Origin of the sequence: Propionivibrio sp., assembly GCF_049316945.1 — a bacterium.
Lineage (GTDB): Bacteria > Pseudomonadota > Gammaproteobacteria > Burkholderiales > Rhodocyclaceae > Propionivibrio.
In genome coordinates this window covers 12,943-26,603 of sequence record NZ_JBMOJE010000028.1, presented here as the reverse complement: position 1 = coordinate 26,603, position 13,661 = coordinate 12,943, and the positions used below count along the sequence as shown (strand labels likewise).

At 59.5% G+C, this 13,661-nt stretch carries 13 protein-coding genes; 10 read left to right on the top strand and 3 right to left on the bottom strand.

The window, feature by feature from the left end; translation table 11 throughout:
- Positions 1 to 122: 122 nt before the first annotated feature.
- Positions 123 to 3,173, bottom strand: a complete 3,051-nt coding sequence (locus tag ACOYNV_RS08700; RefSeq protein WP_422899371.1) for an efflux RND transporter permease subunit — start codon at positions 3,171 to 3,173, stop codon at positions 123 to 125.
- Positions 3,170 to 4,342 (bottom strand): efflux RND transporter periplasmic adaptor subunit, encoded by a 1,173-nt coding sequence (locus ACOYNV_RS08695; RefSeq protein WP_422899370.1) that lies wholly within the window; start codon positions 4,340 to 4,342, stop codon positions 3,170 to 3,172. Before ACOYNV_RS08695 ends, ACOYNV_RS08700 begins: the two co-directional genes overlap by 4 nt.
- Positions 4,343 to 4,638: 296 nt before the next feature.
- Here ACOYNV_RS08695 and ACOYNV_RS08690 point away from each other — a divergent pair, with 296 nt between their 5' ends.
- Positions 4,639 to 4,983 carry a hypothetical protein gene (locus ACOYNV_RS08690; protein WP_422899369.1) on the top strand — a complete coding sequence of 115 codons (345 nt, stop codon included), beginning with the start codon at positions 4,639 to 4,641 and terminating at the stop codon, positions 4,981 to 4,983.
- A 64-nt stretch (positions 4,984 to 5,047) separates the two neighbouring features.
- Here the strand turns inward: ACOYNV_RS08690 and purM are convergent, their stop codons facing one another.
- Positions 5,048 to 6,106, bottom strand: a complete 1,059-nt coding sequence (gene purM / locus ACOYNV_RS08685; RefSeq protein WP_422899368.1) for a phosphoribosylformylglycinamidine cyclo-ligase — start codon at positions 6,104 to 6,106, stop codon at positions 5,048 to 5,050.
- Between the two features lie 48 nt (positions 6,107 to 6,154).
- Here purM and hda point away from each other — a divergent pair, with 48 nt between their 5' ends.
- The 9 genes from hda to panD all read left to right on the top strand — a co-directional run bounded on the left by hda (position 6,155) and on the right by panD (position 13,635).
- Entirely contained in the window at positions 6,155 to 6,907 is a 753-nt protein-coding gene (hda, locus tag ACOYNV_RS08680; RefSeq protein ID WP_422899367.1) for a DnaA regulatory inactivator Hda, read from the top strand.
- Positions 6,908 to 6,939: 32 nt separating this feature from the next.
- A complete protein-coding gene (locus ACOYNV_RS08675; RefSeq protein WP_422899366.1) occupies positions 6,940 to 7,608 on the top strand; it encodes an HAD family hydrolase in 669 nt (222 codons plus the stop codon).
- An 87-nt stretch (positions 7,609 to 7,695) separates the two neighbouring features.
- Entirely contained in the window at positions 7,696 to 9,042 is a 1,347-nt protein-coding gene (gene pcnB / locus ACOYNV_RS08670; RefSeq protein ID WP_422899365.1) for a polynucleotide adenylyltransferase PcnB, read from the top strand.
- A 13-nt stretch (positions 9,043 to 9,055) separates the two neighbouring features.
- Complete coding sequence (gene folK / locus ACOYNV_RS08665) at positions 9,056 to 9,547, top strand: 2-amino-4-hydroxy-6-hydroxymethyldihydropteridine diphosphokinase (RefSeq protein WP_422899388.1); 492 nt, start codon at positions 9,056 to 9,058, stop codon at positions 9,545 to 9,547.
- A 78-nt stretch (positions 9,548 to 9,625) separates the two neighbouring features.
- The gene (locus ACOYNV_RS08660) at positions 9,626 to 10,750 is read left to right on the top strand and encodes a methyl-accepting chemotaxis protein (RefSeq protein ID WP_422899364.1); all 1,125 of its coding nucleotides are present in this window, start codon (positions 9,626 to 9,628) and stop codon (positions 10,748 to 10,750) included.
- A gap of 12 nt (positions 10,751 to 10,762) precedes the next feature.
- Entirely contained in the window at positions 10,763 to 11,416 is a 654-nt protein-coding gene (locus ACOYNV_RS08655) for a deoxynucleoside kinase (protein WP_422899363.1), read from the top strand.
- 3 nt (positions 11,417 to 11,419) lie between these two features.
- Complete coding sequence (gene panB, locus ACOYNV_RS08650; protein WP_422899362.1) at positions 11,420 to 12,232, top strand: 3-methyl-2-oxobutanoate hydroxymethyltransferase; 813 nt, start codon at positions 11,420 to 11,422, stop codon at positions 12,230 to 12,232.
- Between the two features lie 118 nt (positions 12,233 to 12,350).
- The gene (gene panC / locus ACOYNV_RS08645) at positions 12,351 to 13,175 is read left to right on the top strand and encodes a pantoate--beta-alanine ligase (RefSeq protein WP_422899361.1); all 825 of its coding nucleotides are present in this window, start codon (positions 12,351 to 12,353) and stop codon (positions 13,173 to 13,175) included.
- A gap of 76 nt (positions 13,176 to 13,251) precedes the next feature.
- Positions 13,252 to 13,635 (top strand): aspartate 1-decarboxylase, encoded by a 384-nt coding sequence (gene panD, locus ACOYNV_RS08640; RefSeq protein ID WP_422899360.1) that lies wholly within the window; start codon positions 13,252 to 13,254, stop codon positions 13,633 to 13,635.
- Positions 13,636 to 13,661 lie beyond the last annotated feature (26 nt).

The window sequence follows — 13,661 nt, the reverse complement described above, 5'->3', positions numbered from 1 at the left end:
ACATATCGTAGATATTGCTTTCGAGACATGCGCTTTAGACATTGCTGACTTTGTTGGCTCGTAGCCTGCATGACTGCCGGGCAATGCTACGTATTGGCTGGAATCTACCGATGAATCAATGCTCATTCTGCTTCCACCGTTCTACGCCGTGCCAATAAGCTATAAACCGTCGGCACCACGAACAGCGTGAAGAAAGTGCCGAGCAGCAGGCCGCCGACAATTACCCAGCCGATCTGTTGCCGGCTCTCGGCGCCGGCGCCGGTGGCCAGCGCCAGCGGAATGGTGCCGAGCACCATGGCCCCGGTGGTCATCAGGATCGGGCGCAGGCGCAGTTCGGAGGCTTCGATCACCGCCTGCTTGATGTCGAGCCCTTTCTCCTGCAACTGGTTGGCAAACTCGACGATCAGGATGCCGTGCTTGGTGATCAGTCCGACCAGCGTGACCAGGCCAATCTGGCTATAGACGTTGAGCGTTCCACCGCTGAGCAGCAATGCCAGTAGCGCGCCGGTCATCGACAGCGGCACCGTCAGCATGATGATGAAGGGGTCGCGGAAGCTTTCGAACTGTGCGGCGAGCACCAGGTAGATGAAGGCCAGCGCGAGAACGAAGGTGAGCGCCAGCGACGAGCTTGAGGTCTTGAATTCGCGCGACTGGCCGGCATAGTCGGTGGCGTAGCCGGGCGTCAGCACGCGGTTGGCGGTTTGCTCCATGAACGTCAGCGCCTCGCCCATGGTGTAGCCGGGAGCCAGGTTGGCGGTGATAGTGACGGCTCGGCGCTGGCCGAAGTGGTTCAGTTCGCGCGGGCTGACCGTTTCATTGACGGTGATAAGGTTGGCCAGCGGAATCATGCTGCCGTCCTTGGCGCGCACGAAAATGTCACGGATGTCGGAAGGCGAGGTGCGTTCGGCGTCGGCTACCTGGACGATCACGTCGTATTGCTCGCCGTTCTGCTTGAAGCGCGTCACCTGGCGACCGCCAAGCATGGTTTCGAGCGTGCGGCCGACGGTCTCGATCTGCACGCCGGTGTCGGATGACTTGTCGCGATTGACCGTCACCGACAGTTCCGGCTTGTTCAGTTTGAGGTCGGTATCGACGTTGGTCATGCCGGGGTTCTTGGCCACTTCGGCAAGAATCTTGTTGGTCGTATCGAGCAGTTCGGGGAAGGAAGCCGAGGTCACCACGACAAAGTTCACCGGGCGTTCACGCGGACTCTGGCCGAGCGAGGGCGGCAGCACGGGGAAGGCCAGCACGCCGGGGATGCCCATGAAGCGCGGGAACAGCTCCTTGACCACCTGGCCGGCACTGCGTTTGCGCTCCTTCCAGTCAGCCAGTCCGACAAATGAAATGCCCTGGCTGACCGTCGGGTTGCCGGCCACCACGAAGTAACGTTCGACGTCTTTGGTGGTGCTGTAGATGCCTTCGAGCTGCCGGGCATACTTGTCCGAATAGTCGAGCGTCGCACCTTCCGGCCCGACGAAAACGCCGAGGATGACGCCACGATCCTCGACCGGCGAGAGTTCCGACTTGAGTGCGTTGAGCAGGAAAATGCTCGACGCGGCAACCAGCGCGAAACCCAGCATGACGACCCAGCGCCGCGCCAGCATGGTGGTCAGAACGCGACGATAGCCGTGCGTCATCCAGGTCAGGAAGTTTTCGATAAGCACATAGGCCTTGCCGTGCCTGGGTTCATGGCGCAGCAGCAGCGAACACATCATGGGCGACAGGGTCAGCGCGACGAAGCCGGAAACCAGCACGGCGCCAGCCAGTGTCAGCGCAAACTCGACAAAGAGCTTGCCGGTGCGCCCGGTCATGAAGGCAACCGGCGCATAGACGGCGGCCAGCGTGATGGTCATCGCCACCACGGCGAAGCCGATTTCCTTGGCACCCTTGAACGCCGCTTCACGGCGCGGCATGCCGTCTTCGATGTGGCGATAGATATTTTCCAGCACCACGATGGCGTCGTCGACCACCAGGCCGATGGCCAGCACCAACGCCAGCAGGGTCAGCGTGTTGATGGTGAAGCCGAGAATGAACATCAGCGCGAAGGCGCCAATCAGCGAAACCGGGATGGTCACCAGCGGAATCAGCGTCGCCCGGATGTTGCGCAGGAAGAAGAAGATGATCAGCAGCACCAGCAGAATGGCCTCGCCGATGGTCTGAAAAACCGATCGAATCGAGCGGTCGATGAACACCGACGAGTCGTAGGCAATATCCACGCGCATGCCTGGAGGCAACTCGCTGGTCACCTTGGGCAGCTCGGCGCGCAAGGCTTTCGAGAGATCCAGCGGATTGGCCGTGGCCTGCTTGATGACGCCAAGCGCCACTGCCGGCTTGCCGTTGAAGCGTACCGTGCTGCGCTCGGAGGCAGCGCCGATCTCGACGCGGCCGAGGTCGCCGATACGCACCGGGTAGCTGCCCTTGGCGTCGCTGGCCTGCTTGACGATGATGTCGGCGAACTGCTCCGGCTGGGTGAGGTCGGTTCTTGCCACCACCGAAAATTCGCGGCTCTGGCTTTCGATGCGCCCGGCTGGAACCTCAACATTCTGGCGGCGCAGCGCATCCTCGACGTCCTGTGGCGTGAGGTTGAACGCAGCCAGGCGGTCACGGTCGAGCCAGATGCGCATGGCGAATTTGCGCTCACCGAAGATGCGCACATCGGCCGCTCCCGGCAAGGTCTGCATGCGCGGCTTGACGATGCGGTTGGCGATGTCCGTCACTTCGAGCGCCGAATGCTTGTCGGAAGAGAAGGCCAGCCAGATGATCGGGTTGGCGTCGGCTTCGACCTTGGCAATCACCGGCTCGTCGATGTCGGTCGGCAACAGGTTGCGCACGCGCGAGACGCGGTCGCGCACGTCGGAGGCTGCCGAATCCGGATTACGTTCAAGCTTGAAGCGCACCGAAATCTGGCTGTTTTCCTGGCGCGAAATAGAGGTGATGACGTCGACACCTTCGATGCCGGCCAGCGAATCCTCCAGCGGCTTGGTAATGCGCGACTCGATGATTTCAGCGGACGCGCCGCGATAAGTGGTATCGACCGTCACCACCGGCTCATCGATTTTCGGATACTCGCGCACCGGCAACCGCGTGTAGGAAACCAGCCCGATCAGCATCACCGCGAGCGAGAGCACCGTCGCGAAGACCGGGCGACGGATGCAAAGGTCGGAAATTTTCATTTGGCGGTTCCGCCAGGCGCTGGTGCAACTGCCGCAGAGAGAGCCGCCGGCGCGGGCTGCCCACCTATCGCCATCACCGGCGCGCCGTCACGCAACTTCATCTGCCCGGCGGTTACCACTTCGTCATCGGCTTTCAGTCCCTCGACGATTTCGACCTGTGCATTACGCCGCAACCCGGTTACGACCGGCACCCGCATCGCCTTGCCTTCGACCACGCGAAAAACGAAAGGCGTCTTTGTGTCGGGAACGATGGCTTGTTCGGGCACCAGCAGCACCTTGCTGCGTTGCTCGAAGATCAGGCGCACGCGCACGAACATTCCCGGCCGCAGCCGGCCATCGGCATTGGAGAGGTGCGCGCGACACGAAATGGCGCGGCCACCGGTATCGACCAGCGGATTGATGGCGTCAAGAACCGCTTCGAATTGCTGTCCGGGCAGGGCATCGGTCGACACTTCAATCGTTTGCCCCGGCTTGAGCTGGCCGAGGTAGGACTCGGGCAGGCGGAAATCGATCTTCAGCGTCCCGATATCCTCGAGATTGATCAGTTCCTGACCTTCCTTCACGTAGTCGCCTACGCTCACGTTGCGGATACCCACCACGCCGGAGAACGGCGCCTTGATGCGCGTTTTGTCGAGTTTGGCCTGAGCCAGCGCCAGCGCCGCCATCTGCACCTTGAGTCCCGCCTCGACGTTGTCGAGCGCCTGCTGGCTGACAAACTTCTTCTCGAAAAGCTCACGCGAGCGCTGCAGATTGACCTGCGCCAGCCCGAGATTGGCTTTCGCCTGGTCGAATTCAGCAGACTGCGTTGCCGAGTCCAGCCCGACGAGCAACGCGCCCTTGGCCACCGCCGAACCATCCTTGAAATTGATCGATGAAATGCGCCCGGCCGTTTCCGGGCGCAGCACGACTGATTCGTTCGAGCGCAGCGATCCGACAGCCGTAGCATCCAGCGCCAGATTGGCCGCCAGCACCCTGGCCGTTTCGACCGGTAGCGCGAATCCGCCCGGCGACCCGCCGGCACCGGGTTTGGCACCCGGGGCACCACTCGTAGTTGCCGGCGGCATCGGGCCGGACGCCCCGCGAAAGGCGGAATAGGCCCAATACGCCAATCCCAGCAAACCAAGGATGGCGACCAACAAAACCCAGGAACGATGCTTTTTGCTCGGCATGACAATCCGAATCTCCCGCCGGAACGGGCTAAAGTGAAATGAAAACTAATGACTAACTGGTCAGTAACGGTGAAGTTTACCGTAGCCGGAAGGGATTGGACAGCCCCTATGCAGCAAACCGTATCAAACAAGGGGATTGGGGAGAGAACAAAAAACCCGAAATTTATCCGCCACCGATTCATCTCACCGGGATTTCTCAGTGATTCCAGTGGTCAATAATTAAGGCTTTCCCGATTAAAGCTTTCAGAAAGAACGTCGATAAATCAGTTACTCCCTGAGATTGACAGGAGAAAGTGGTGAGAATTCCAAGCGAAGCGACAACGCTGTACCTCAGCGAAAGTGACAACAAGGCCTTTTCTGAAGACAAGGGGCCGCAGCCGGTCGATGGTTCGGCCAAGCTCCGTGCTTCCTTGCCGCACTCCTTGCCGAAGCAGAGGCAGGCCTCAGAGGAGAATCTTGAGGGCGTTGAGCAAGGACAGAATCAGCACAGGAAGCGTCGTCAAAGCGTTGGAAAAAACGGTATCGAAGAACGTCGGCAAGGCGAACGCCGGAAAGCAAACCTGCCGGTGCTACTCGACACTCGCCTGACTCGTTCTCGCCGCGAATCTGCCAGGCAGTCAGCAATCAGTATTGATATCTGAGGGCGATAAACATTCCAGCAGTGGCAGTTTCCTTTGAAGCCCCTGATTTTTCAGAGGCCTCCCGTCAAATTACGATCGTCTGCGCTTCGCCTTCACTGCGTGCTTCGATGCGACCGATCTCGATCGCTTTCTCGCCAGCCGCATGGAGCAGCAACAACGCCTGTTGAACGCGCTCGCGGGCAACGATGACGACCATGCCGATGCCGCAGTTGAAAACACGGTGCATTTCGCTGTCGACGACCTGGCCTTCACTTTGCAACCACTGGAAAAGCTTGGGGAGTTGCCAGCTCGACTGCTCGATGACGGCCTTGACGGTCTCCGGCAATACACGCGGAACGTTTTCCGTGATGCCGCCGCCGGTGATGTGCGCCATGCCCTTGACCGGCAGGGCGGCGATCAGCGCCAGCATCGGCTTCACGTAGATTCTCGTCGGTGCCATGATGGTGTCGGCCAGCGTCCGGGTTTTCGTACCTTCGCCGTCGAACACCGCATCGAGGTCGGGATTGGACCGGGCAATGATCTTGCGCACCAGCGAGTAGCCGTTGGAATGGGCGCCGGAAGACGGCAGACCAAGCACAACATCACCCGGAACGATGTTCTGACCGGTGATGATGGCCGACTTTTCGACGACGCCAACGGCAAAGCCGGCCAGATCGTATTCGCCTTCCGGGTACATGCCCGGCATCTCCGCGGTTTCCCCACCGATCAGGGCGCAACCGGCGTATTCGCAGCCTTGCGCGATGCCCTGCACGACGCTGGCAGCGGTATCGACGTTGAGCTTGCCGCAGGCAAAGTAATCGAGAAAGAACAGCGGTTCGGCACCCTGCACCAGCACGTCGTTGACGCTCATGGCGACGAGGTCGATACCCACCGTGTCGTGGCGCTTGAGGTCGAAAGCCAGCTTGAGCTTGGTTCCCACGCCATCGGTACCGGAAACCAGCACCGGCTCGCGATAGCGCTTGGGCACCTCGAACAGCGCGCCAAAGCCGCCGAGGCCACTGAGTACGCCTTCGCGCAGAGTTTTTTTGGCAAACGGCTTGATACGTTCTACAAGTTCATCTCCGGCACTTATATCAACGCCGGCATCACGATAGGAAAGAGATTGCCTGGATTGCTGAGTCATCTTGTATATCGTCCCAAACAAGGCTTGCGAAGGCACGCTGGTGGTAAAATGCGCGATTCTTCAGCAAAAGCAGCGATTTTATCCGAAATGGCCGTCGCGCGTGCTGTCCGCACCGCCGCCATCTGCACCCTCCCAATGCGCCAACTGATCCTCGATCTACTGCCAGAAGTTCCTCCCAGCCTCGATAACTTTGTTGCCGGCGGCAACGGTGAATCGCTGACCGGCCTTGCCGCCTGGCTGGCACCGGACAGCCGCGAGCCCTCGCTGTTGCTGTGGGGTGAAGCGGGAGCAGGCAAAACCCATCTGCTACGCGCCAGCCAAGCCCAATACAGCGACGCTTCAGCCGACCCTGATCTGGCGAAAGCTGATGAACACATTGACCTGGCCGAGGGCTTCCACGCGGTCGATAACGTCGAAGCGCTGAGCGAAACCGGGCAGATCGCACTGTTCAACCTGTTCAACCGCCTGCGCGCCTCTGGCGGCCGTCTGCTGACGACGGCCAGTCAACCGCCGCTGCAACTCGCCTTGCGCGAGGATCTGCGCACGCGACTCGGTTCGGGGCTGATTTACCGACTGCACGTGCTGACCGATAGCGAGAAAATCCAGGCGCTCGCCACACAAGCCAAGGCGCGTGGACTCCGTCTGCCGCCGGAGGCGCTCGATTATCTGCTGGCGCACGCCCCACGCGACATGCGCAGCCTTAGTGCTTTTGTCGCGGCACTCGACCGCTACTCGCTTGAACACAAGCGTGCCATCACCATGCCTCTGTTGCGTGAGGTTTTGCAAAGCACACCGAATTGATGGCGACTTGATGACCTACGCGAAAGGCAACCATGCAACTTGCTCTATTTGACCTCGACAACACCCTGCTCTCCGGAGACAGCGATTACGAATGGACGCAGCATCTGATAACCAAGGGCGTCCTCGATCGTGACACCTTCGAGGTACGCAACAACGAATTCTTCGAACAGTACAAGGCCGGAACGCTCGACATCTACGAGTTTCTTGATTTTCAGCTCGCTTCGCTGGCTGGAAACTCGCGCACCGATCTGAAAACGTGGCACGCCGAATTCATGGCCATGCGCGTGCGGCCACTGCTTAGTCAGAAAGCGCGCGACCTCGTCAAACGCCACCAGAACGCCGGCGACCTTTGCGCCCTGGTGACCGCCACCAACAGCTTCGTCACCGGCCCGATCAGCCGTGAACTGGACATTCCCCACCTGATCGCCACCATTCCAGCGCAGCTAAACGGCCAATTCACCGGCAAGCCGCGCGGCACGCCGGCCTTTCGCGAAGGAAAGGTCTCACGCGTCGAAGACTGGCTCGAATCGATGGGGCTGTGGTGGAGTTGTTTCGAGCGCAGTTGGTTCTACAGCGACTCGCTCAACGATCTGCCGCTGCTCTCCATGGTCAGCGACCCGGTGGCCGTCGATCCGGACAACACATTGCACGCTCACGCCCAAGCCGCCGGCTGGCCGATCCTGAACCTGCACAGCAAGTGAAATTCGGCAATAAGCAACTGATTTACGTAACAAATACAGCTATGATGGAACATTTTTTCTGTACCAAAACATAACAAGAAACGAGCGATGATTCGCAAAATGATAACCCGCGTCTTCGGACGCAAAACTCCCGCCGGACCCGGCGAACCGGCGGTGATTGGCGTTGGCAAGCACGGCATCCACCGCGACGACATCAGCAACGGCAGCCGGCGCACCGTCGAAACGCTGCAACAACAAGGCTACAAGGCGTACGTGGTGGGTGGCGCGGTGCGCGACCTGCTGGCCGGCCTGACGCCCAAGGACTACGACGTGGCCACCAACGCCACGCCGGAACAGGTGCGCCACTGCTTCCGGCGCTCGCGCATCATCGGCCGCCGCTTCCAGATCGTTCATGTGTCGATGGGCTCGGAAATCATCGAGGTCACTACCTTCCGCGGGCACCACGGGGAAGTAGGCAGTCACGCCGGCAACAAGGCGCATACCGACGATCAGGGCCGCGTGCTGCGCGACAATGTCTTCGGTAGCGAGAAGGACGATGCGGCGCGGCGCGACTTCACGGTCAATGCGCTGTACTTCGACCCGACTTCAGAAACCATCATCGACTATCACCACGGTCTGGCAGATCTCAAGCAGAAAACCCTGCGCATGATCGGCGACCCGAAAACCCGCTATCGCGAAGACCCGGTGCGCATGCTGCGCGCCGTTCGCCTGGCGGCCAAGCTCGGACTGACCATCGACCCGGAAGCCAGCCGCCCGATCCGCGAGATGTCCGAACTGATCGAGAACGTGCCGCCCTCGCGCCTGTTCGACGAAATGCTCAAACTGCTGACCTCCGGCTATGCGGTGAAATGCGTGCAGCAATTGCGCGCCGAAGGGCTGCACCACGGCCTGCTGCCGCTGCTTGACGTGATTCTCGACCAGCCGCTCGGCGAGCGTTTCGTGATGCTGGCGCTGGAAAGTACCGATCGCCGGGTGCGCGATGGCAAGCCGATATCGCCCGGTTTCCTCTTCGCCACCCTGCTCTGGAACGAAGTGCTGACCAAGTGGGATGCGATCAAGGCCAGCGGCGAACGACCGATCCCGGCGCTTTTTCTGGCCATGGACGGAGTGCTCGACGTACAGGCTGAGAAACTCGCCATCACACGCCGCATCGTTGGCGATATCAAGGACATCTGGGCCTTGCAGCCGCGTTTCGAGCAGCGTTCGGGCAAGCGCCCTTACGGTGTGCTCGAGCAGCCGCGCTTCAGGGCCGGCTACGACTTCCTTTTGCTGCGCGCCGATTCGGGCGAGGTGGAAAGCGAACTGGGGCAATGGTGGACCGACTTCATGAATCGCGACGGCGACGCCCGTGCCGCCATGCTGCTGCCGCCAAAGCCGGACGAGGCGAAGAAACGCCGGCGTCGGCGCAAACCTGTGGCAGTAACAGAGGAATAACTTGAGTCGCACGATGGGCCTTGCCTACGTTGCGCTCGGCGCCAATCTGGCCGACCCGGTCGCTCAGGTGCTTGCCGCGTTAGAGGCGCTGACCCGACTGCCCGAATCGCGCCTGCTGCGCACCTCGTCGCTTTACCGCACGGCGCCGGTCGGCATTCGCGGCCAACCCGACTTCATCAACGCTGTCGCTGCACTTGAGACCAGGCTTACGCCGCAGTCCATGCTCGCCGCGCTGTTCGCTGTCGAAGCGCAATTCGGGCGCCGACGCGATTTCCACCATGCGCCGCGCACGCTGGACCTCGATCTGCTGCTCTACGATGGGCAGATTATCGACAGCCCGCAGCTCCAGTTGCCACATCCGCGCCTGCATCTGCGCGCTTTCGTCCTCGTGCCGCTGATCGAAATCGCCCCGGACTGCCACATCCCCGGTCGCGGCTTTGCATCGGCCTGGCTTTCGGCAGTCAGCATGCAGCAGATTGAACGCCTCGAAAGAGTGGTGCCGTGAAGTTCACGGTGTATCCTAGGCGCGGTATATTTCGTGTTTCAATCGTAAAGTTCACAAACTTTCAGGAAAGGGTGTGTCATGGGATTATTCGGGAATTCCGCGAAAGAGGTCGCGCTGCAACAACAACTCAATACAGCACAAGGCGAAATCGGCAACTTGAAGCAGCAAGTCGTCGCACTGGAAGCAGAACGAAAATCGATCGAGGACCGCTACAACGTTACGGCATGTGTCGCCAAAGGCTGGGAGGACTTGCTGCAGAATTTCGGACACTTCGGGAGCAGCATGGTCGAATCGCAATCGAGTATCTCGGCGATGACCGAAACCATGAAGGAAGAAATTGACGCCGCGACCAAGGCCACCGTGATGTCCAACGTCAGCCGCGACCTGATGCGCAAACTCAGTGACAATCTGAGCCTGCTGGCCAGCAATTCACACGGCACCATGGCTCAAGTCGAAGGCCTCAACACCAGCACTGAGAAAATAGGCAGCATTCTGGCACTGATCAAGGAAATCGCCGACCAGACCAACCTGCTGGCACTCAATGCGGCGATCGAAGCGGCGCGAGCCGGTGAAGCCGGGCGCGGCTTCGCCGTCGTCGCTGACGAGGTGCGCAAACTGGCTGAACGTACGACCAAGGCCACCAGTGACATTTCCGCGCTGATCGGCACCATCAAGCTCGACACGCTGCAGGCCAAGGACAGCATGTCGAACCTTGCCAGTCAGGCGGATGACTTTGGCCATCAGGGCACTTCAGCCACCGAGCACATCGAAGGCATCCTCGATCATTCCAAAAAAATGGAGCGGGGCATCGCCGAAGCCGGGTTGCGCAGCTTTACCGAACTGGCAAAGATCGATCACCTCGTATTCAAATTCGACATTTACAAGGTTTTCATCGGCATCTCCGACAAGAAAGCCGACGACTTCTCCAGCAGCAAGGCTTGCCGTCTTGGCCGCTGGTATTACGAAGGCGACGGCAAGGAGTACTTTTCGAAACTTGATGGCTATCAGGCAATGGAAGTGCCGCACCAGCAAGTGCATCAGCACGGCCGCGATGCCGTCGCCAAGCTGCTCGGCGGCGACTTCAGCGCTGGCGCCGCGCTTCTCTCCCGCATGGAAGAAGCCAGCATGCAAGTCCTTGCCTGCCTCAACCGCATGGCCGCCGCCGGCCTCAACGATCCCACCACCCTGTGCCTGAAAAAATGATCATTTGAATTGATGAAGAAGAATCCGCTGTCATCTGCCCGTCACATCGTTGTCGAAGGCCCCATTGGCGTCGGCAAGACCAGCCTTGCCCGACGCCTGGGCGAACATCTGGAAGCCGACTTGCTGCTTGAGCAACCGGAGACCAACCCGTTCCTGAACCGTTTTTATCAGAATCAGGAACGCTACGCCCTGCAGACACAGCTATTCTTTCTTTTCCACCGTCTCGACCAGTTGCGCGACCTGGCGCAGCCTGAACTCTTTCCGCGCACGGTGGTATGCGATTACCTGCTGGAAAAAGACCCGCTGTTCGCCGGCCTGACCTTGAATGAAGACGAATACAAACTTTACCGCCAGATTTATGATCGCGTTTCTCTGCAAGCTTCGCTGGCCCCCGATCTGGTGATTTACCTGCAGGCCAGACCTGAAACGCTGGTTTCCCGTGTCCGCAAACGCGGCATTGATATGGAACGTAAAATCAGTGACGACTATCTGATACTGCTGGGCGAAAGCTATACGCGCTTTTTCCACAACTATGAGGCAGCGCCGGTGATGGTGGTCAACTCCGAAAATCTCAACTTCGTCGATAGCCCCGATGATTTTCAACTGCTTGTCCAGCGCATCGAATCAATGCGCGGGCATCGCGAATACTTCAACCGGGGCGATTAACCCATGTCCGTACATTCTGCGACACGACGACTCACGCATCTTGACTTGGCAAAAATGCGGATAAACGGCGAGAAGATTGCCATGCTCACCTGTTACGACGCGAGTTTTGCGCAGTTGTGCGATGTGGCTGGAGTCGAATCTGTTCTGGTTGGCGATTCGCTGGGCATGGTGCTGCAGGGGCACGACTCGACGCTGCCGGTGACGGTTGCCGACATTGCCTATCACACCAACGCCGTGGCACGCGGTTGCCAGCGTCCGCTGATCATCGCCGACTTGCCCTTTGGCAGTTTCCAGGAAAGTCCGCAGCAGGCGTACCGGAATGCCGTGCTGCTGATGGCGGCTGGCGCGCAGATGGTCAAGCTCGAAGGTGGCGTGGAAATGGCCGAGACGACGCGCTTTCTCACCACGCGTGGCATCCCGGTCTGCGGCCACGTGGGATTGACGCCGCAATCAGTGCACCAGCTTGGCGGTTACCGCGTGCAGGGCAAGGATGACGCCGGCGCGGCAAAACTGATTGCCGATGCTCTTGCCCAACAGGAAGCCGGCGCCACGCTGATCGTCCTCGAAGCCATTCCTTTGGTGCTGGCGGCTGAAGCGACCAGGCAACTCTCCATTCCAACGATCGGCATCGGCGCAGGCAAGGAGTGCTCCGGTCAGGTGCTGGTGCTGCACGACATGCTGGACGTCAGCTCTGGCAAAAAGGCGCGCTTCGTCAGGAACTTCATGGCTGGCCAAACGTCCATTGCTGCCGCCATTTCCGCCTATGTAGCTGCGGTCAAGGACGGCAGCTTCCCTGGCCCGGAGCATTGTTACTAACCTAACCGCATTCGACACGGAGAACACAGAGACACTGAGAACACGGTGGTTTTAATGATGGGCTTTCTCTGTTAACTCTGTGCCTTTGTGTTCTCTGCGTCGAAAGAGTTTAAAAATCATGCAAATCCACTCTTCAATCCCCGACCTGCGCGCTACCCTGAAAACCTGCGACCGCATCGTTTTCGTCCCGACCATGGGCAACCTGCACGAAGGCCATATTTCGCTGATGACACAGGCACGGCAGCACGGAGACACCGTCGTCGCCAGCCTCTTCGTCAATCGCCTGCAATTCGGCCCGAATGAGGACTTCGACAAATATCCTCGTACCTTTGAAGCCGATTGCGAGCAACTCCAGGGGGCGGGTGTCAATGTCCTGTTTGCCCCGACTGAGCAAGATCTCTACCCCGAAGCGCAGCAGTATCAGGTAGACCCGCCGGACATCCAGAACCAGCTCGAAGGCGAATTCCGGCCCGGGCATTTTCGCGGCGTTGCCACCGTCGTTCTCAAGCTTTTCAATATCGTGCAGCCACAGGTCGCCATCTTCGGCAAGAAGGATTACCAGCAACTGATGGTCCTGCGTAACATGACCCGCCAGCTGGCGCTGCCTATCGAAATCGTCGGCGGCGAAACGGTACGCGCCGAAGACGGCCTGGCACTCTCATCGCGCAACGGCTATCTGACACCGGCCGAGCGTGCCGAGGCGCCACGCCTGTACCGCGTCCTGTGCGACATCCGTGATGCCATACGCGATGGCGACCGGGACTTCGTGAAACTCGAACAAGCCGCCGTTGTCCAACTTGATACTCATGGCTGGAGAACCGATTATGTTGCAGTGCGTCAACAATCTGATCTCCAATTGCCGCTGGCTGGAAAACAATCGCTGGTAGTGCTTGCGGCAAGCCGGCTTGGCATACCGCGACTCATTGATAACATTGAAATTTAAGCACTGCAATACGGGCGTTGACAGGCGGGGATTAGCCGCTACAATGCCTTTCCCTTAACCTTGCACGGGCACAGCCATGCAGAGAACGATGCTGAAATCCAAGCTGCACCGCGTTACTACCACGCATGCCGATCTTCACTATGAAGGTTCATGCGCGATCGACGACAACCTGCTCGATGCGGCCAACATCCGCGAGTACGAACAGATCGATATCTGGAACGTCAACAACGGCGAACGCTTTACGACCTATGCTATTCGTGCCGAACGCGGGTCGGGAATCATTTCGGTCAATGGATCAGCGGCCCGCCGCGCCGCCCCGGGCGACATCCTGATCATTGCCAGCTTTGCCATCTACAACGAAGTCGAACTCGCCAAGTATGCACCGGCGCTGATTTACGTCGATTCGAATAACTGCATCGTGCGCAAAGGTAGCGGGATTCCAGTACAAGCGGCCGCCTGAAGCAACTTACACACATTACACCCATA